We start from the raw sequence: 20,755 nt of genomic DNA, 5'->3' as shown, positions 1-20,755 counted from the left end.
CAAAAAGGAATGATACATGTCCCAGCCCTTCGATTTTGATAAAGCCCTGAAAGCACTTCAGGATGGCCAAGCCCTAACGGGAAAAGATGGAATATTAACTCCATTAATCAAACAGTTAACGGAAGCAGCGCTGGCTGCTGAGCTGGATTCTCATCTCGCTCAGGATATTGCCGCTAACCGTAAAAACGGTTCGACCAAAAAGACAGTTAAATCGCCAACCGGTGCTTTTGAACTCGCCACTCCCCGCGACCGTAACGGCTCTTTTGAACCTCAACTGGTGAAGAAGCATCAGACCACGCTGTCCGATGAGATCGAACGCAAGATCATCCGCATGTTCGCACTCGGCATGAGCTACAAAGATATCAGCCAGGAAATCGAAGATTTATACGCTTTTAGCGTATCCAGCGCCACGATTAGTGCTGTCACCGATAAAGTTATTCCTGAGTTAAAACAATGGCAACAGCGCCCACTGGAGGCGGTATACCCCTTCGTCTGGCTGGATGCGATCCACTATAAAATCCGCGAAGACGGACGTTATCAAAGCAAAGCGGTTTACACGGTTCTCGCGCTGAATCTGGAAGGCAAAAAAGAGATCCTGGGCCTGTATCTGTCTGAAAATGAAGGCGCTAATTTCTGGCTATCGGTGCTGACCGATCTGCAAAACCGTGGCGTGGACGATATTCTGATTGCCTGTGTGGATGGCCTGACGGGGTTCCCGGAAGCGATAAACAGCATTTACCCGGATACCGAAGTCCAGCTCTGCGTTATCCATCAGATCCGTAACTCGATAAAATACGTCGCATCAAAACATCATAAGGCGTTTATGGCTGACCTGAAGCCGGTGTATCGGGCGGTATCAAAGGAGGCGGCAGAAACGGCGCTGGATGAGCTGGAGGCGAAATGGGGTCAGCAGTACCCGGTGGTGCTCCAGTCGTGGCGAAGGAAATGGGATAATCTGTCGCATTACTTCCGGTATCCGGCGACGATCCGCAAGGTGATATACACGACAAACGCAATTGAATCGGTGCACCGTCAGTTCAGAAAGCTGACGAAAACCAAAGGCGCATTCCCTAATGAAAACAGTCTGTTGAAGTTGCTTTATTTGGGGTTAATGAACGCACAGGAAAAATGGACAATGCCGATACAGAGCTGGAATTTGACATTGTCCCAGTTGGCGATTTATTTTGAGGGTCGCCTCGATAAAGTGATTACGTTGTAGTGATTTTTTAACGTGACACAGAATTATGAATGCTCCCCGAATCTCAATCAGGTACAGAAGTGATATGGACCCGTTCTGATCGTGTGCTTGATAGTGACGCTACTTCCTCTTTCGATGATTCACTTACTTCTGCTATTGCACATTCCAATCAGCGGCTTTCATTGGTATTTCATCGCTATCTAGCAGGGGATACACATAGGCGATTGATAATCATGGTGAACGACCGTCAACTTCGCCCAATTGATCCGTTTATGACTGCACACAATGCGACGCAGACTTTGGATGCCGAGATTATTAAGACGGCAAATGGATCAATAATTAGCATTCAACCCTATGTTTTACCACATTTTTCAAAGCTAACAGTTGAAGAACAGGAACAACTTGGGGGCCCTGAGGGAATGGTCCGTAATCAGGGATTCTATGTATATCGGAACAAGCGGCTGATCATTTTCGGTACTTGGTTCCGATTGGTTCCTCATGGTGAACTCTCTCAGTTGACTAGGATCAGGGTTGATCTCCCAAACAATGTCGATGCTGAGTGGCGAATCACAGTAGATAAATCCAATGCTCAGCTTCCGATTGCTCTCAAGCGTCGTCTTCAAGATATAGTCAAACGCTTCAACTTGCGCTCATTCTCGGTACATCGTAAGAAAGGGGTATTGCTTGACTTGCCCGAAGTTCATTCTGTCTGGTTCAGATATGTCAAGCATGGTCAGATATTTTATCGAGTAAATCGAGATCACCCGATAGTGGCGAGTTTATTGAATATGGAGTCTATGTCCGGCAATGCTGACGCTGTACTTCGACTATTGGAGTCTTACTTTCCAACAGATAGATTTCTTGCTGATGCGAGCGGGTCTGGCGTTAATCAATGTCCGACCTCAACCGAGGAATTCGATTCTCTTATTAATCAGTGTGTTATAAATTTCCTTCAAGGTACTGATGGACCGCTTGAAGTTGATGATTTTCTTGATTTTATAAGGAATGTAGAACCCTTCGCCAGCCAATGGACATACACACAAAGCTATGTCCGAAAAAATACTGTCAAAAAATGGGGGATGAAAAGTGGATTTTGAAGCTGCTCTTAGTTTTCTTCGTACGGAGATCGACAAATCTATAAAGGGACGTTTTCCTGTTCCTAAAGGATTTCTTGAAAATCATGTTAAAGAAAAATCGGGAATTTCTAAGATCCTTGAGAAGGAGTTGGCCGACCGGTTGACTCGGCATCTTGAGACTTTTTATGGAACTAACCAAGGTGATGGCCACGTATTAAAAACAGACTTCGAAGAGTGGTATCGGCAACGTAAGGGAGAGATAAATTTCTACTTCTGGCGGCGATTACAAAAATATTGGTTGGATCACTCAATCCTCCCTGTTCAGGTTGTTGGATCAGTCGATAGCGTAACAGATGAAATCGTTGGTTATCTAGGAGATCCTCATGAGAACAAATCATGGTGTCGTCGCGGTCTTGTTATGGGACATGTGCAGTCCGGTAAAACGACAAATTATTCAGCACTCATTGCCAAGGCTGCAGATGCAGGCTACCGCGTCATTATTGTTCTAGCCGGGCTCACTAATTCACTTAGATATCAAACCCAAGTAAGGCTTGATCAGAGTTTTGTGGGTAAGTCCTCCCTTGGGGACTCAGTGGCGTCGGTTATTTACCCTGTCTCCCATGTTTTTAAGGGGATAGAAGGTGAAAATCCTGATATTCGGCATCCATATTGTGGAACAACACAGGCTTCCGATTTCAATGTTGGGAAAGCTACCGGAATAGGTGCCGCAGAAGGGAATTTTGCAGATCCTATACTGTTTGTGACGAAAAAGCATGATCAGGTACTTGAGCAACTTGCTATTTGGCTTAGAGGGCTTCGTCAAGGTAGTCAGCTTGAGGGGCCTATGCTATTGATTGACGATGAGGCCGATAATGCTTCTATCAATACTGCAAAAAATCCTAATGCCACAACGAAAATCAATGCACGCATCCGTGAGCTATTAGATTGTTCTCGACGTTCGTCATACGTTGGGTATACAGCGACACCGTTTGCGAATATTTTCATCGACCCTGATACAAATGATGAAATGCTTAAGAACGATCTCTTTCCTGAACATTTCATCAAGTCATTAGAACCGCCAGGAAACTACATTGGTGCAGACAAACTGTTTTCCGAAAACGGTGAGTTTTACAAGATCTGTGTAAGACCTATCCCTGATGACTATCAGGATCTGTTGCCGCTCAAGCATAAGTCAGGAGATCTAGTCACAGAGTTGCCGCAAAGTCTCAAAGATGCGGTTTTCGAATATGCACTTTTCAGATGTCTCCGAACACTTGCCGGTGAAGGGGGGCGTCATTCGTCTATGCTTGTAAATGTCAGCAGGTTTAATGCAATTCAGCAACAGGTTCACGACGCAATCTATCGTCTGATCCAAGAAATGAAGGCTACTGTTGATGTATGGGCCGCGAGCCCAACTTGGGAACGCTCCGAAGTTCTAAGCCGCTTGTTCGAGGTTTGGCGTAAAGAATATGAGATATATTCCGAATTTTCTTGGGATGAAGTAAGGACAGTTCTAAAGCGGGCAATCTCATCTATCGAGGTTCGTCTGGTCAATATGCGTGGAGGTGGATTGGATTATGATAAAGCGCCTGATTCTGGTCTTCATGTCATTACTATCGGGGGATTAGCACTCTCGCGTGGGCTTACCTTAGAAGGGCTTTCGGTCTCATATGTTCTTCGTAATGTCGGTGCCGCTGATACCCTACTTCAGATGGGACGATGGTTTGGTTACCGTCCCGGATACGAAAAACTCTGTCGTATCCATGCAACGACGGATATGCTCGGAGATTTTCGTGAGGTCAGCGACTCGGTTGAGGAGTTGCGAGATGACCTTGTGCGAATGGAAAAAATGGGGCTCACACCAGATCAATTTGGTCTCAAAGTCCGTCAGAGCCCTACAGGTATCGCCATCACTGCGGCGAACAAGATGCGAGCAGCAAAGCCACTTCTGATAGCCTTGGATCTGTCAGCTCGCCATCTTCAAGCATACGAGTTGTTCAATAGAGCAGATATTAATCGCAAACATCTCGATGCGGTCGCTTCTCTTGTGGCAAAACTTAATTCAGAATTCTCTGGTAAATGTGTGAACGATGAATCAGCGTTTGTCTGGTCTGATATAAGCGTTACTGTCGTGAAAGAGTTTCTTCAAAAATTCAAGCTGCCTCAACTCGAGTTTGCTTTAGGTAATAATGAAGAAAGAAGTTTAGCTTTGGATTATATTTCTGATCGAGCTGCTGGTGAGTTAGCCTCTTGGGATATAGCGATTCCTTTTAGAAGAAAAGGCTCGTTCAAGTTTCCTCAAGACCTAGGCATTAAGGGGGCTGAGCGTATCTTCTGTCGTGAGCGCCATACTGGGGTTCCAAAATCAGATGACCCTGATGTAGTAAAAGTCACCGAGAAAAATATAGTTGCAGACAAAGCACCAACTGATCTCAAGTATGGTGAGAGAGGGGAAAGTCTGGAAGCTAAAATCAAACAAATTAGAAAAGAAGACTCGAAGATCCGTGCCGAGAAGGCGTGTCTGCTTGCTAGGAAGCGTCCTCTTCTTATAATTCATTTGTTCGATTTCATTCTTGATCCTGCGCGAACTAAGGGCAAATCACTCAAGTTCAAGAGCGACTTGCCCGTGGTGACATTGAGTTTGGCCTTCCCTGATACAAGCGTTCAACCAATACAACGTGAATATGCTATTTCTGTCCGAATGGCCCAGCTTTTGAAGCAACAGCTGGAAGAAGCCCAGAGCGATGAGGAGATCTTTGATGAGTAGTGACTTCACCGGCAAATGGGATGAAATATCAGGACGTGGCCACAGTGCAGGACGCTTTCGTGTCTGTCCTGATCACCAACTTGATCTTTTTATTGGCTTTTCACCAGTGGGAGAACGCGAGTTCACGTTAGAATCTTCTACGGCGGACTTCGATGCGGACGAGATCCCCATATTCGAGAATATGGTTGTCCATCTGGTAGATGATCACAGTATTCATTGCTTGACTTTACGATTGACAGATCGAGGGCTAACTGACCTCTTTTCAATTATCTGTAGCGATCTCGCCGAAGCTTCCGCTGTGGCGGAAACTGCAGGAAGTGCGATTCAAATATTTGTGAACAGGCTTATTCGCTGGGCAGAATTGCTGCGTCGTCGACGTATGCACGAACTCTCGTTCAAGGAGAGGTTGGGCCTTCTTGGTGAGCTGAGTATGTTGGTGTGGGCTATCGATGAGTGTGGTGTCGATGCTCCATTGGCTGTCCGTGGATGGCGTGGGCCAGATGGCGACACCAATGATATTGGTTTGAACAATGTACGCATCGAAGTGAAAGCACAGCTTTCGACCCAGCGCCAATCCCTGAAAATCTCCTCGCTAGATCAGTTGGACTGGGACGGTCGTAATCTATTCATTGCAGTCAATCGTTTCTGTCCATCTGATGAAGGGGTAAGTCTGTCGTCCTTGTCTTTGGCCGTTTCCTCTAGGTTAGCAACCAACAATCATGGGTATATGGAGTTTCAGCGTAAATTGATCGTTGCAGGCTACGATCAAGAAGCTGGTTACACTCACGAGACGTTCAAGCTTGAAGGATTAAGTATTTACCGAGTTGCAGAAGGATTTCCGCGCCTGGTACCAAGCAAAGTCCCCCTTGGAATTACTAAGGTCAGGTATGAGATTGCAAGCGAAACGATAAATGATTTCCTGATAGCACATTCGGAATTAGAGGCCCTGATCAATGGTTGAACTTCAGGAAGAATATTTGCATCTGCTTGAAGAGGTTCGTATCGGTAGCATCGCGGACCATGAACTCCAGATTACGGAGTTTTTCCGAATCTATTCAGTGCTTGCTGCAGAGAATGGAGATACACCAGATTTGGAGTACTGCCCGGTCCTCAGAGAAGGGCAGGGAGGCTACCGTGTCGATGGATATGCACTGGATATACTGGAAGGGGAAAACAGTGAGTCTGGAGATCTCTACTTGGCAGTTTGTGATTACCGGCAAGTTGAAGAACTGCCCGCGATCAACAGCAGAGACATAGATCGGGCTGTCGATGGTGTTGAGCGTTTCTTCAATGTTGCAACTAGTCGAAAATTTCTTGATAGCTTGGAAGAAGCCAGTCCTGCCTATCAGCTCGCTGTACTGATTCAGCAATACAGTACTAGGATCAGGCGACTTCGTGTGATTTTTTTTACTAACGGTCATCTACGAGTCCGCAAGAGCATCTTTGAAACGAGAGATCTCCATGGCGTGACCATGCATATTAATGTACTCGACCTGGAACGCTACTCCAGGATTTCCTCAACTGGTGGGGAGCCTGTCGAAATCGATTTCGATAAGGATTTCGATGGTGCTATCGAATGCTTACCTGCTTCAGTTGGGGCGGATAGCTATCAGAGTTATCTTTTTGCGATCCCAGGTTCGGTGTTGGCCGAGGTTTTTGCGGCATTTGGAAATCGCTTGCTCGAACAGAACGTCAGAACTTATCTGCAAGCAAAGACTGGTGTTAACAAAGGTATCCTGCGCACTATTGCGGAAGAACCAGGAATGTTCTTTGCCTACAATAACGGTGTCACTGCTACAGCGTCTTCTGTGCAGACACGAAAACTTTCCAATGGTGCGTTGGCTATATCTCATATCAAGGAATTCCAGATTGTGAATGGGGGACAAACCACTGCATCCTTGCTTTATGCTCGTGATGGTTTAGGCAGGAAGCTTGATCATGTGTACGTTCAGGTAAAACTCTCCGTAGTCGACGAATTTAGCCTAGCTGATATCGTTCCTCGAATTTCCGAGTACGCCAACACGCAAAACAAGGTTTCGCTGGCTGATCTTGCCTCCAATAGCCCGGTACAAATCCGCATTGAGCGTTTTTCCAAAGAAGTGTCCGTACCACAGAAAGTAGGCGAGCTTCACACTAGCAAGTGGTTCTATGAGCGTGCGAGAGGTCAATATAAGAATCTCTTCGCCTACAAGACTAAGTCTGAACGCAACAAGCTTGAGTTGATGTATCCTAAGACAAGACTTGTGACAAAGACGGATCTAGCTAAGTATGAGCTGTCTTTTGATGGGCGCCCACATCACGTTAGTGAAGGTGCCCAGAAATGTTTCAACCGCTATACGACATCAGTACTCTCGAGGCTTAAAGATTATACCACGCTCAGTGAAACTTGGTTTCGTAGGGCCATGGCTAAGGCATTACTATTCATTAATCTTGATGAAGCAGTTCAGAAGTCGCCGTGGTATCAAACGGACAGAGGCTACAAAGCTCAAATAGTCACATATACGATTGCCGCTTGTGCGGACGGATTTCGAGCGGGTAGTCAGCAGATAGACCTAGATCGTATATGGCGGGAGCAGAGTGTTCCGGCGTCGTTGCTTGGCTGGATGCTTGATGAAGCCCATTTGGTTGCAGACATTCTGAGATCGCCACCGGACAACGTTAGGAACATATCGGAATTTGCCAAACGAGATTTTTGTTGGGAGTTGCATGTTAAAGGTAAGATTGGCATACCTAATGAAGCTATTCTTCAGTTCGGAGTTTCCATTGAGGACTACAACGACGAAACACGACAGAGTAGTCGTGAAACAACTAGGTACCTTGAGGTTGACTTCGACATCAAGTTATTAAGTCTGGTACCTCGAGCGAATGACATCATCGTTCTGGCCAACAAGAACGGGGCTGCATCTCCAAAGAATATGAGTGCATTGACCAAGGTTGCTGCTGGTAATCTGAATCTCTCCAAGGCAGAGAAGACCGCTCTGAAGTACTTGTTGGAGAGGCTCGAGATCGAATACTAAGTTTTGATTAGTTATGGCTATTGCAAGCTGTTTGCTGAGGCAATGGCCGACATGTAAACTACATGGCGGGGTCATAAGGTATATTTGACCGCCAGCTTTTAGCCCCCCAATTTCTATGCCAAAATATTGGCCACAACTTCTGCTATTTGGTTAGCTAGGAATGGAGGAACAGCATTTCCAACCTGATGATATTGCTGAGTTCGCCCCCCTTGGAAAAAATAGTTATCTGGAAAGGTTTGTAATCTCGCGGCTTCCCTTACCGTCAGGCTTCTACACTGTAATAGGTCATAGTGGATAAAATAATGACCATCTTTTGATATGTGACTTGTGATTGTGGTTGATGGGCTATCCGCAATCTGCACTCTAAATCGGTCCGAAAACTTCCCTGTTTTCCAGTTCTTATGTGCGGGAGCTAAACCTGGCAGGTTAAACTCTCTGTGTCCTATAGGCGAACGTTTATGAATCGATGCAAAGCATGCAGCATAACCGTAACGCGCTAGATCGTCGATACGGTGTCCCCGAGTTTCATGGTTTAGCCAGACTTTCAAACGAGGGTCTAAAAGCCACTGATTTAAGTAATCACGATTTGTTAGACCGGTCGAATGATCTTTAGGCATTCTTGTATGGCCAGTATTTGTAAAACAACCAATTTCATTTGATGCTTTTTCCAGACGACTTGACAATGTTTTTTCATGTCCGGGAAATATTGACGCATACTTGGCAAGCAGGCGCAGTTGGACACGGACCTGGTTTTCCCATTGTTCGCTAGTATCCTTCTGCCTACTTAACAGGCTTCTTAGTGGCGGAAGATTTCCAATAGCTTCTTTAACGCTCACAGAGATCCTGGTTGACAATTTCGGTAGATTTTCTTTATAGCGGTCTTCGCGTATCCCCAACAGAATAACTCTATGTCGGGCTTGAGGTACACCATACTCTTCAGTGCGAATAATGTACTTTGTTGCATCCAGTAAGTTTGGGTCATCTCCCTTACAAAACTCCAGATCACTTACCAACGAAACAATGCGGTAACACTGCCCACTTTGGGAGGTATTGAGCGCGGCATTTGGGTCGGTTAGATCCTTCAGAATTTGATTGAATATTTTTTCGCCATTGATCTTGGACGAAAGAATTCCCTTCACATTCTCCATGACGAAAATATCAGGCTGGTGTTTTTGAATAATTCTTAGATACTCACGATATAGAAAGTGGCGAAGATCCTTCTCAGGTATGTAATCGGCTTTTCCTTTGTTTCTGGCTCTACCGACAAGTGAGTAAGCTTGACAAGGTGGGCCACCTATCAGAACCCAAGGCTGGTTAGCATCATGTTTTGAAAGCATTTCTTGAATGGCTTTATCAAGAGTCGCATTTCCATTCAGGCTACCGATTTCAATGCACATTGCTTCTTTGCCTGCCAGTTCCCAGAGGTCTTCGGTCTCGCTACTGAATGGTTTGTTTGCCTCACCATTACAAAAAAGGTAATAATCATCAAGTTTGTCAGGTTTATTGTTACTCAACAGTCTATAGAATGCTCTTAGGCGGAGTGTTTGGTGGGCGATCGGATCTTTTTCAGCAGAAACCGCAATTTGAAAAGCATCGCCATTTCCAAATGATGAAAAGCCTTCCCCTAATCCTCCAGGTCCGGCAAAAAGGTCTACTACAGGAATTGGTAACAAAATGCTACTCATGATATATGTCTATGGATTTAGTGGTATCCAGGATACCAGGAAGAGAAGCAAACGGGAAGTAATCTATGGATATAGTCGACCGTAAGACACGTTCCCGCATGATGTCCGGCATCAAGGGAAAAAATACACAACCGGAGTTGATTATACGAAAATTTCTGCATGCACAAGGTTTTAGGTATCGATTGCATGTAAGCAGCCTGCCAGGCAAGCCTGATATCGTCTTGCCACGATATAAGTTGTGCATTTTTGTGCATGGTTGCTTTTGGCACCGTCATGATGGATGTCGGTATGCGTCGACGCCAAAAACTCGCCCAGAATTCTGGATGAAGAAATTTGCAGCCAACAAGCAGCGTGATATTCAGGTCAAAATGCTATTACACGCTTCGGGATGGCGGATATTCGAAATCTGGGAGTGTGGTTTGAGAAACCATAAAAATGCTTCGATCAGCTGGTTACCAGAGTACATTAACAGCGATATTGTGACGCTAAGTTGGCCTGACTATATCTGCAGCGGAGATAAATAGCGGCCTGCTTCGTTTTGGGGGAACCGAGTATTAGAAAATGGTTTGCCAATAACAGGTTAAAAAGAAAGCTGCTGGCGAAATTAGCACCTGTCAGCAAACCAACAGAAAACTATACGTTGTATATCAGAGAAATGTCTTGCAGGCCACGGTAGCTGTCAACTTCGTTGACAGCTACCGAACCTCGTAACCGACGATTTTTCGGCTAAAAATATCTTCTATCAGATACAGATAAAAATAGCGGCCACGAATCCGTGAGGCTAGCCAGGTGACGTCCCACGTCCACACCTGGCGTGGCGCCAGAGCCTGAGCAAAGCATTTGCAGTGTGTCCGACTAATAGTTAACTGGACCTTGACCTCATTGTGCAAGAGGAGTTGCCCAAAAAATCTTCTTATAACTTCTTATAAACTAGTTTATTTTTTACATCACTAATATTATCATTAAAAAATAATAGCGAGCACTCCCGTTTCTATTAAATAGCTAACAAACATTGGTGGATGTTATTGATATGTCAAAGAATAAGGCGTTAAGTGATTTTTTTACTTCTTTGAATGTTCAAGAAGAACAATTCATTCCTCTCTTAAAAGAGGACCGCTTAGGTATTATCTTACGTTCAGCTGTGAATGAGCTTGACTGGGTATATTACAATAACAACAGTGAATATAATAAATCATTCAGTCAGGAAGAATATCTCTATACATTTAAACTCGGAGTAACCCGCCTGATTAAACTCGCTCTAGAGTCACGCGAATCATTTGAAGTCCCTTCAGTTATGTTTCCTCGAAACGTTGAAATAAGCTCAGCAACTCATGATATAGTGTTAGGCTTAGGTATGATTGAGCATGGCAGAAGGGTTGGACAGTCAGTCAATGCTGGCATTACTAAAATAACCAAATCTGGAATGAACGATTTTATCATAACTATGCCGTCTAATCTTATTGATGACGAAAGTTATGAGAATGCAATAAATTATTATTATAAAGACATATATAATAATGTTTTAACACAATTGTATAAAACATCCTTTATGCAAAATTTAAGCATTGATGTTGATAAGGAAATATTCGATTCAGTTTATATTTTTGCAAAAAATTATATAGGTTATGAAACATCTCCTTTATTAGATGAGTTTTTCTTCGCTTTAGCATATAATGAACTTGTTAATTATGATGGTTATGATACTTTCCATTACCTGACTAAATTTGGTGGCATAGAATTTCAAAAATACAAAATCGCCCTCGCCTTCGTAATGTCAATATTTTCACGACATGAAAAATCTGCCGAGACACTTATAATCAAACACCCAGAAATCAAACTGGAAAACATTCTAACAATATCTTCATACACCTCTGAATTTATAGAGAGTATGTGCGAGGCCATTAATCATTTTGGTTCATTCCTTAAAGGACATACACATACTACACTGGACGAAGCAAAAAAAATCTTCGAAGTCCTTTCATGTAGTAGAAAAAACACCGGTTTATTAGATCGACCTGGGACAGAACTTCCACTGTTAATACAAAGCTCAGAAGAAAGCTTTTTCAGATGTATAACGGCACGTCACTCTTCTCCATTACAGTTTTTACTTGACTCATTAAGGTATCATTTTATTACCGACTATGATAAACATCAACAAACTCGTGAAAAGGTATTACAAAATGCGGTAAGAAAATTATTAGATAAGGTTTTCTTTAATCTAGCATACAAAAACAATATAAAAATAAAAACAAATGGTAAGACTTCAACAGACATTGATTTAGTTATAGCTGAAGAAAATACAGGCATAGTTTTCCTTTGTCAATTAAAACATCAAGAATTATATGGTTCCGACCTGCATGCGAAACATTCCCGTACAACAAGATTGAAAGAACAAGCTTGCAACTGGCTTACTGCAATCAATAACTGGTTAGCAAACACTTCCGAAAGCAATATTAGGGCAACATTACGTATTTCTAAAAAAACTCCTCAGCTGACTATATCCAAGTTTTTTATAACAAGACATTATGCATTCCCTCTTAAATATTTATCATCAATGAATGATACCGTTTATTGTAACTGGGCCCAGTTAAATTATGCCATCCAATTGATAAAGCATGATAAAACAACAAGTGAAAGTAAAATATACAATGTAGTAGAAAAATTAAAAAAACTTGAAAGTGAATTTGAAAACAAAGAATATCTGAAAGAACCAAACTCAAAGTGGGTTATAGGAGATTTAAACTTCACTATAAGACAAGAAAGTTAAAGTTGTAATGGAACACTGAATTTTGCTACCGGTAGCTGTCAACGAAGTTGACACCCTTATTCGTTTTTACGCTGCGGATTTTAGCCCGGTTCCTGGCTTATCCGGATTCAGCATCACTACCTCGACCCGTTGCCATTGACGGCATGAAGATGACCACCGTTCCGGTCGGGTTTTTCTGGCCGATTCATATAACGCTTTCCGTTTTGCCAGCAGGTTTATATCTTCTCCTTGGTGTCGTTGTTCCGGAGTGACATAACTGATGCCGCTATGCCGATGCTCTTCGTTATACCACCGGCTGAAGCCCTCGACCCAACGCCGGGCGTCAGCCAGATCCAGGAAGCCTGATGACGGCCACGACGGAACATATTTTAACGTCCTGAACAGCGACTCCACATACGGATTATCGTTGCTGACTCGTGGTCGGCTGTGCGAACCCGTGATGCTCAGTTCTTCCAGTTTCGCTTTCAGCGTCTGGGATTTCATCGGCGCACCGTTGATGCCCTTCTAAGAATCAAGTGGTTAGTTGTGTGCTATTAACCAGGCGATTTTGATTACGCAATAACGTATAGACTTCACGCGAGATATAGCGTTTAAGGCAGCGCAACGCTTCCATTTTTGAGTGGCCTTCGGATACCCGTTTTGCCACATATTCCTGTGTTTTCGTATCCGTGCGTAACCGGCCTATCGCAATAATATGCAAAGCGCTGTTAGCTGCACGATCGCCGCCACGGTTAAGTCTGTGACGATTTGTTTTGCCGGAAGAAACGGGTACAGGGCTGACGCCACATAAAGCAGCGAAACCAGACTCTGAGTTCAGACGTTGAGGATTATCACCGGCAGTGATCAGCAACTGAGATGCGGATTCGTATCCCACCGCTTTACGTTTGATAAGCTCTGGTGCCAGTTCATCGACAATTGACATTATCATGACGTCCAAATCTGCTATTTCGTCATGTAATTCAAGATATCGGCGGGCCAGCGATTTTAGTGCAATACGGTAGGCATCCTGAACGTTACGATAGCCGGTAACATCGGGTCGCCACGCGGCCAGGGTACGGATCAACTGCATTCTCGTGAGGTGACGTATCTGATCTCGTAACGTTTCCGGGGCTGAAACGATATTCATCTGGATCATTTGTAGTGCAATACGCCGCGCAGCTACAGCCGTTTTGCGGCAGACTTTCAAGACGCGCAACGCTTCAACCATTCCGCTACGTGTTTTAGGTGTGACTGTACGTATACCTGAGAAAGCGGCGTGAGCGGCACTTTCTGCATCGATCGTGTCGCTTTTGCCTCGCTTACGACGTTCCATTTTGTCTGGTGCCGTCACCTCCAGGACTTCAGTTCCGGCTTTTTGAAGGTAACGCAGCAATCCTGCACCGTATGAGCCCGTACATTCGACCCCGATACGCGCCACCGTTCCAAAAGACGCCATCCATGCCAGCATTTGTCGGTATCCCTGCCGTGTTGTCGCGAAAAACTCACTCCCTAAAACAATGTTATTGTGATCAACGACAGCAGCAACATGGAGATCTTTGTGCGTATCAACACCACCAACGACATACGTGTCAATACCGATCGAATTGTGACCCACCATGCCAAAGTAAAAGTTACCCACCCCCCACGAATTATTGTTGTGATTCAGTCGGCGTTGATTTCCTTAACTGACCACTTTTGAGCTTGTCTTTTAATCGATAGCTTTGGCCTGTTATTTGGACGATATGCGCATGGTGCAGCAGTCGATCCAACATCGCCGCCGTCAGCGTCTCATCATCGCCAAACGTCCCAGACCACTGCGTAAATGGCAGGTTACTCGTCAATATCACGCTGCCTGTTTCATAACGGCGGGCCACGACCTGGAAGAATAAATTGGCTTCTTCTTTACCGAACGGCAGATAACCCACTTCGTCGATCACCAATAATCGGGGCTTGGTGACACACCGGCCTAAATAGCCTTTTAAATCGCCCTGACGGTGAGCGGCGACCAGTTGCAACATCATATCCGCCGCCGTAATGAAGCGTACGCTGAGTCCGGCCATCGCGACTTTATGTGCCAACGCGCAGGCCAAATGGCTCTTGCCAACGCCGGAAGGCCCGAGTAATACGATGTTCTCCTGTCTTTCGATAAACGCCAATCCCGCCAGTTCCTGCAGCTGTGCTCGCGGTGCGCCGCTGGCAAACTTGAAGTCAAACTGCTCCAGCGTTTTAACCGCCGGCAAACCCGACAGGCGCAGCAGCGTCTGACGCCGACGCTCGTTGCGGCTGTCATTCTCCAGTCGAAGCAACTGCTCCAGAAAATCGCCGAACGTTCCGGTATCATCCAGCGTCTTCTGTGCCAATCCAGGCCACTCGGCGGCGATGCGGTCAAGCTTAAAGTACTCGCACAGTTCGCTGATCCGCTGATGCTGAAGGCTCATGACCTCACCTCCAGCAGCGACTGATAGACCGACAGCGGATGTTGAAAACTCTCACGGGGCAAAACCCGGCGGTTATCAACCGATAACGGTACCTCTGTGCCTTCGCGCGGCAACGGGAGCAGCACGTCAATCTCCTGCTGTAGCCGCTGCTCGGGGGGAATGCCGGTGGTGCCATGCTTGCGGGCGTTGGCGACGGTGGTAAGCCATGGCCCGATACGGCTGTTGGCAGAATCCACGTCAAGGACTAAACCGGCCTGCTTAAAGGTGGTCGCCAGGGGAACGACAAAACTGGTCTTCAAATAGTGGTTAAATCGCTCAACTTTACCCTTGGTCTTCGCGCGATAGGGACGGCACACGCGAGGCGTAAAACCGTACTTATCAGCGAGCGCCAGTAGCGGCGGGTTCCACCGATGGCGGCCAAGGCCATAGACATCGCGTTCAAGAATAATGGTCTTGGCGTTATCAAAAAGCAGGTGCTGTGGCGTTCCGCCAAAGGCGCGCAGCGCCTGCTCAATGCCATCACACCATGCGGCGGTATCCTGGCAGGAGTAGAAACGTACAAAGGTAGCCCGGCTCCAACCAAGGGTGGCGACAAAAGCCAACAACGGGTGACGGCCTTGTCTGATCACGGTGAAATCAACCTGCATCTGTTCGCCTGGCTGGGTCTCAAAACGGACCACCGGGTCAACCGGTTGTTGCTTGAGGTTGAGCAAAAAGGCGGTAAGCATGCTGTAGCCACCGGAATATCCCCGAAGTTGTATCTCACTGAGCATGACGCTGCCAGGTATCCAATGCGGTCTGGCGGCGTACACACGCTCAAGAATATAAGGCTTATACGGGTCAAGCTTGCCGGGCCTCGGCGCCCTGGACTTGTAGCTGGCCTTGGCCGGGGACTCCTGCATACGGATATAGCGGCGGACGGTCTGCCGGGAACAGGAAAGCTGGCGAGCAATGCCGCGTATAGACATGCCCTGACGTAAAAGAACTGCGATCTCCACTCGTAACTCCAATGTCAGCATGGGCAGCTTCTTAAAGCTGCCATTGTTACCCCAGGTGGGTCAGATTTACATTGGTAGGTGGGTCATAATTACATCGGTAGTGACACATACGATGAATGAACCGAAATTACCTTCGCCATAGGTTATATCCTGCTCCAGAAATTATTCATCATTTCTCCCGACGATAACCCGGACAGGACAGTAAAGAGACAAGCCGTCAGGCCCTTCTTGAGTCACGCGCATCGGTGAGGAGAATCCTCGCATGAAAGACTTCCCGGTCACCGACAGGTCAACGGAAAGACACATTTCTGGTCGTTCAGCATGTGAGTCAGGAAACAGGGAAGCCTTCACTGCACCAGTGATCTCACCAGCCTGGCAAAACAACAAGCATGATGATAAAAACTGACACCGACATTATTACTGTCGGCATGTAACACTAACGGATGGCGGTAACACCGTTCACGTAATACGGTGCGGTGCAGCAGCGCGGCTGCTCGCTCACCACTTTCCTCTTCGTGAACCTCGTAACCGACGATTTTACGGCTAAAAATATCTTCTATCAGATACAGATAAAAATAGCGGCCGCGAACCCTGGAGGCCAACCAGGTGACGTCCCACGTCCACACCTGGCATGGCCACAGAGCCTGATAGCTGGTCGGTTTATTCACCTTCAGCGGTGCGCGGCTACGGCCACGGTGATGCACTTGGCCCTGTCGCCGCAGTACCCGGTAAAACGTCGATTCACTGGCCAGATAGAGGCCCTTGTCCGCCAGCCGTGGCACGATCTGCGCCGGTGGCAGGCTGGCATATTCCGGCTCGTTACATACCGTGACTATCTGATGCTCTTCTTCGGCGGTCAGTTTATTGGCCGGTACCGGACGTACTGCTGTAGGTCGATGGTCTTCAGCCTGGTCATTCCAGCGCCGCCAGGTGCTCAGGCTTAACCCCACTTCCCGACAAGCGGGGATCAGACGTGCGCCGGCGCTCATGGCTTCACGTATCCACCGGATCAGTTGCACGCGTTCGTGAGCGGGGGTCAGTCGTCCTCGTCCGCCTCGCCGTAATACTGATTCAGCTTTTTTCTCAGGACCAGCAAGGCTGCCGCCTCCGCCAGGGCTTTTTCCTTACGGGCCAGCTCCCGTTTCAGCCCTTTGATTTCTTTTTGAGCCTGTTTTTGCGATTGGCGTGTATCGGTTTGTGGTGTCTGGAGAAAGTCCTGTTTCCACTGGGCTACTTGTTCAGGATAAAGCCCTTTGCGACGGCAGTATTCACTCAGTTCGGCTTCACTGAGTGTGGCGGTTTCAACGATGACGGCAAAGCGGGCTTCTGTCGACCAAAGGTTTGTGGTTTTGTTGGCTCCGGGCACCGGTTTCCCCTCCAGTTTGGCTTGGTTTCGCCAATGATAAAGGGTAGCTTCCGATATCCCTTCCTGGAGTGCAAGTGCGGTGACGGTCATGTTGTAAGGCGGAAGTAATTTGGCCAACACAGCGGCTTTACGTTCCGGTGAATAACGTTTCATATCAGGCTCCGTTGCCCCCATTGGGATTTTCAGTATAGGGTGTCAACTACCCTGCCAGAAGGGGGTATCGTCGCACCGCTGCCGATGGTGACATTATCGCCAAGGCTGATTTTAATCCAATTTCCTGGATCTGGGTCTGGCGCACCACGCCTGAATAGATCATTGGCGAATGTGACATTATGCCCAATAAAACAGTTCTCCCCCAATGACACGTTCTCACAAATGAACGTGTGTGACTGCACGCGGCTGCCGCGCCCAATGACACATCCTTTCTGAATCTCAACGAAGGGGCCGACAAAAACATCGTCATGAAGCTCACATCCATAAATGTTTGACGGTACCATCACTTTGACGTTATTTCCGGTAGTCACGTCTCGTATGTCACAGTTGATAATTTTCATAACCCATCCATAGTTTATTGGTTGCCGCCAATGTAAAAATGCCCCACTGAAGTCGGGGATGTCAACATGGGTCAATGGAAGTATACTGTGTCCAGTGGAAATCATTTATAGCCCCTACGACAAGTATTGTTGGTACTTATGTTGGTATAAATGAAAGCTAACTGATATTTATTCATTAATAAACAATAGGTTAAATGCTATGTGCGAGTCCGGCCTTCCCATTAGTATATAAACAGACGTCAATGGACGTCTTTTTTATGCCTAAAATCCAGTCCCCGCAAGGCTTCCCGTGACCTGCCCCTGACCTGCTCCCCTCTGGTTAATACATCACCAGGCTAGTAATGTTTATCATTGGACAATGAGGACATTACCCATGAAAAAGCGATTTTCTGACGAACAGATCATCGGCATCCTGAGGGGAGCTGAGGCCGGCATGGCAGCTAAAGAATTGTGCCGTAAGCATAATATTTCCGATGCGACGTTTTATCCGTGGCGCAAAAAATTTGGCGGACTGGAAGTTTCCGACGTTAAGCGCCTCAAGGCGCCCGAAGATGAAAATGCTCGTCTCAAAGAGCTTCTGGCTGAATCCATGCTGGACAAGGAGACCCTGCAGGTTGCGCTTGGGGTAAAGTATTAACGCTGTCTCACAAGCGCAAGGCCGTAGCTCAGATGTGCCAGCAAAGCTGGTATATCTGAGCGCCGTGCCTGCCAACTGACTCGATTGTCCAGGGCGACCTGTCGTTATCGCTCTCTTCGAGCAGAGCGCGATGAGGCGCTTTCGAAACACATAAAAACACGGGCGCACGAACGGCGACGCTTTGGTTACCGTCGAATCTGGCAACTGCTGCTGCGGCGCGGTGGTGTTGAGGTGGACCATAAAAAAGTCTACCGCATTTATCATGAAAATGGATTGGCGGTGCAGCGACGCCGACGTCGCAAAGGGCTGTTGACTGAGCGTCAGCCCCTTGTGCGGCCTAACGCGCCAAACATGACCTGGTCGATGGATTTTGTCATGGACGCTCTCGCCGGTGGTAGACGGATAAAATGCCTGACCTGCGTGGATGATTTCACTAAAGAGAGCCTCGATATAGCTGTTGCGCAGTAAGCGGGCGGCGAACTCACCTTGCCGTTCGATATTGACCTGCCGATACTGACTCAGTTGTCCCGTCATACTGATTTGGCAACATTAGGAACCGTTATGGAACCATTAAGACATGCTCTGCCATTATACAGCCGCATTCATATCTCTGCTGTGGACTGTAGGTAGGCTAATGTTGCCGGCCGGGCTGTCGGGGCCCGGCTATTTTTCATCACCCAGGCAGGTTCCGTTTGCGGTGTTCTTTCATCAGCGAGTGGCGGGCCGGCAGGATGCCGCGGATAACCCGCCCACATCAAGTGAAGCTATTTTCAGCGTAGGGCAACAGCTCGTTTTGTAAGCACGCCGGTTTTAGTTCCACACACTTTTTGAGATTTCCGGGTTTTCAGCCATCAGCCGATATTCTTCCGGCGTCAGGTTATTCAGCGATTCATGAGGCCGCTCGCTGTTATATTCAGTCAGCCAGCACTCTGTGATTTCCCGTACTTCATTCAGCGTCCTGAACAGATAAAAATCCAGTATTTCTGTCCGGTACGTCCGGTTGAACCGTTCGATAAACGCATTTTGTGTCGGCTTTCCCGGCCTGATAAATTCCAGTATCACGCCATGCTCTTCCGCCCATTGCGCCAGCGTGAGCGATATCAGTTCCGGACCGTAATCCATCCGCAGTTTCAGCGGATATCCGCGGCTTGCTACTATCCTGTCCAGCACCCGGACCACGCGTTGTGCCGGGATATTCAGATCGATTTCTATCGCCAGGGCTTCGCGGTTAAAATCATCTATCACGTTGAATGTCCGGAAGCGCCTGCCACACATCAGAGTATCGTGCATAAAATCAATGGACCAGCTCTGATTAAGCGCTTCCGGCGTCGCCACCGGTGCCGGATTACGCACAGGCAGACGCTGTTTTCCCTTACGGCGGAAGTTCAGCTTCAGCAGGCAGTATCCGGTGCGCTCTTTTATGATTCCATGCATGCCCCAGCCTGCGCAGTACCTGGAACAGCTTCTTAAAACCGTATCGCGGATAGCGTTCTGCCATTTTAGCCAGGACCTGAACCACCGGCTCATCGCGCCGGACATCAGGCTGAAAGATAAACCGTCCGGCTCAGCGATAACGTCCTGCATGCCTGGCGTACGCTCATCGCAACTTGTGCTGTCAGGTAGCTGACGAGCTCACGCTTTATCGCTGGTTTTAAAGCTTTTATCGATGACATCTTTTAACGCCTGGTTTTCCAGACTGAGATCGGCAAACCTCTGTTTCAGGCGGCGGTTTTCATCCTCAAGATCTTTCATCTTTTTGATATCAGAGGCTTCCATACCGCCAAACTTCGCTTTCCGGTTGTATTAGCTGGCTTCAGAGATACCGGCTTCGCGGCAGACATCTTTAACGATGCGTCCGGCTTCGACTGACTTCAGAACGGCGATGATCTGGTGTTCGGTGAATCGGGCTTTGCGCACGGCGATCTCCTCTCGGGGCATAATCAATATGCCGGAATATCTCTAAATGCGAATGGTCCGTTTGGCAGGGATACTTACAGATAGGTATTGTCGATTTCTCTAAAAATTATAATTAATTTCATTAGGTTACATAGAAATATCACATAGTTCTTTCTTGTCCGCCAGCAGAATATTTTTGTCACAACGTATGACGGCACTATGTAGTGGAACCTAACAAGCAATCCTGTTCAATCCATCAACGAAGTGCATGCCGATTGACAATCGCACTGGTCTTCTGACGTGTGACGGTGGCAACCCGCTGAGCGTCAGTAATTTGATGAGTGGCTTTTTTTGAGGGTTATACGTCCTTTGAGACA

Annotated in this window: 12 protein-coding genes and 4 pseudogenes; 8 read left to right on the top strand and 8 right to left on the bottom strand. The window is 46.9% G+C overall.

Annotated features, from left to right (window positions below):
* Positions 1 to 16 precede the first annotated feature (16 nt).
* The 5 genes from ACL2XP_RS24670 to ACL2XP_RS24650 are packed head-to-tail and all read left to right on the top strand — an operon-like array spanning position 17 to position 8,058.
* The gene (locus ACL2XP_RS24670; RefSeq protein ID WP_413734178.1) at positions 17 to 1,219 is read left to right on the top strand and encodes an IS256 family transposase; all 1,203 of its coding nucleotides are present in this window, start codon (positions 17 to 19) and stop codon (positions 1,217 to 1,219) included.
* A gap of 29 nt (positions 1,220 to 1,248) precedes the next feature.
* On the top strand, positions 1,249 to 2,295 hold the full coding sequence (locus tag ACL2XP_RS24665) for a hypothetical protein (RefSeq protein WP_413736029.1): 1,047 nt from the start codon (positions 1,249 to 1,251) through the stop codon (positions 2,293 to 2,295).
* A complete protein-coding gene (locus tag ACL2XP_RS24660; protein WP_413736027.1) occupies positions 2,285 to 5,041 on the top strand; it encodes a Z1 domain-containing protein in 2,757 nt (918 codons plus the stop codon). The genes ACL2XP_RS24665 and ACL2XP_RS24660 overlap by 11 nt, the downstream gene beginning before the upstream one ends.
* Positions 5,034 to 6,002, top strand: coding sequence for a PD-(D/E)XK motif protein (locus ACL2XP_RS24655; RefSeq protein WP_413736026.1), 969 nt, complete (start codon positions 5,034 to 5,036; stop codon positions 6,000 to 6,002). Before ACL2XP_RS24660 ends, ACL2XP_RS24655 begins: the two co-directional genes overlap by 8 nt.
* The gene (locus ACL2XP_RS24650; protein WP_413736023.1) at positions 5,995 to 8,058 is read left to right on the top strand and encodes an AIPR family protein; all 2,064 of its coding nucleotides are present in this window, start codon (positions 5,995 to 5,997) and stop codon (positions 8,056 to 8,058) included. The genes ACL2XP_RS24655 and ACL2XP_RS24650 overlap by 8 nt, the downstream gene beginning before the upstream one ends.
* A gap of 113 nt (positions 8,059 to 8,171) precedes the next feature.
* On the opposite strand, the gene ACL2XP_RS24645 is transcribed toward ACL2XP_RS24650, so the two are convergent.
* The gene (locus ACL2XP_RS24645; RefSeq protein ID WP_413736022.1) at positions 8,172 to 9,743 is read right to left on the bottom strand and encodes a DNA cytosine methyltransferase; all 1,572 of its coding nucleotides are present in this window, start codon (positions 9,741 to 9,743) and stop codon (positions 8,172 to 8,174) included.
* Positions 9,744 to 9,808: 65 nt separating this feature from the next.
* Between ACL2XP_RS24645 and ACL2XP_RS24640 the strand changes: the two genes are divergently transcribed.
* Entirely contained in the window at positions 9,809 to 10,267 is a 459-nt protein-coding gene (locus tag ACL2XP_RS24640; RefSeq protein WP_413736021.1) for a very short patch repair endonuclease, read from the top strand.
* Positions 10,268 to 10,773: 506 nt separating this feature from the next.
* Positions 10,774 to 12,510 (top strand): hypothetical protein, encoded by a 1,737-nt coding sequence (locus tag ACL2XP_RS24635; protein ID WP_413736020.1) that lies wholly within the window; start codon positions 10,774 to 10,776, stop codon positions 12,508 to 12,510.
* A gap of 66 nt (positions 12,511 to 12,576) precedes the next feature.
* Here the strand turns inward: ACL2XP_RS24635 and ACL2XP_RS24630 are convergent.
* The 6 genes and pseudogenes from ACL2XP_RS24630 to ACL2XP_RS24605 form a co-directional block, all read right to left on the bottom strand.
* A pseudogene (locus ACL2XP_RS24630) lies at positions 12,577 to 13,005 on the bottom strand (integrase core domain-containing protein); the annotation flags it as partial.
* Between the two features lie 16 nt (positions 13,006 to 13,021).
* Positions 13,022 to 14,107, bottom strand: a complete 1,086-nt coding sequence (locus ACL2XP_RS24625) for an IS110 family transposase (RefSeq protein WP_413736018.1) — start codon at positions 14,105 to 14,107, stop codon at positions 13,022 to 13,024.
* A 31-nt stretch (positions 14,108 to 14,138) separates the two neighbouring features.
* A complete protein-coding gene (istB, locus tag ACL2XP_RS24620) occupies positions 14,139 to 14,927 on the bottom strand; it encodes an IS21-like element helper ATPase IstB (RefSeq protein WP_413730144.1) in 789 nt (262 codons plus the stop codon).
* On the bottom strand, positions 14,924 to 15,946 hold the full coding sequence (istA, locus tag ACL2XP_RS24615; RefSeq protein WP_413736016.1) for an IS21 family transposase: 1,023 nt from the start codon (positions 15,944 to 15,946) through the stop codon (positions 14,924 to 14,926). Before istA ends, istB begins: the two co-directional genes overlap by 4 nt.
* 398 nt (positions 15,947 to 16,344) lie before the next feature.
* Positions 16,345 to 17,444 (bottom strand): annotated as a pseudogene (locus ACL2XP_RS24610) (transposase); the annotation flags it as partial.
* Positions 17,445 to 17,473: 29 nt separating this feature from the next.
* The gene (locus tag ACL2XP_RS24605; RefSeq protein WP_413736015.1) at positions 17,474 to 17,845 is read right to left on the bottom strand and encodes a DapH/DapD/GlmU-related protein; all 372 of its coding nucleotides are present in this window, start codon (positions 17,843 to 17,845) and stop codon (positions 17,474 to 17,476) included.
* A 373-nt stretch (positions 17,846 to 18,218) separates the two neighbouring features.
* Between ACL2XP_RS24605 and ACL2XP_RS24600 the strand changes: the two are divergent.
* Positions 18,219 to 18,944 (top strand): annotated as a pseudogene (locus ACL2XP_RS24600) (transposase); the annotation flags it as partial.
* 348 nt (positions 18,945 to 19,292) lie between these two features.
* On the opposite strand, the pseudogene ACL2XP_RS24595 reads toward ACL2XP_RS24600, so the two are convergent.
* Positions 19,293 to 20,399 (bottom strand): annotated as a pseudogene (locus ACL2XP_RS24595) (IS3 family transposase).
* Positions 20,400 to 20,755 lie beyond the last annotated feature (356 nt).

Source organism: Sodalis sp. RH21 (genome assembly GCF_047324175.1).
GTDB lineage: Bacteria > Pseudomonadota > Gammaproteobacteria > Enterobacterales > Enterobacteriaceae > Acerihabitans.
This window is presented reverse-complemented; position numbering and strand designations above follow the sequence as displayed.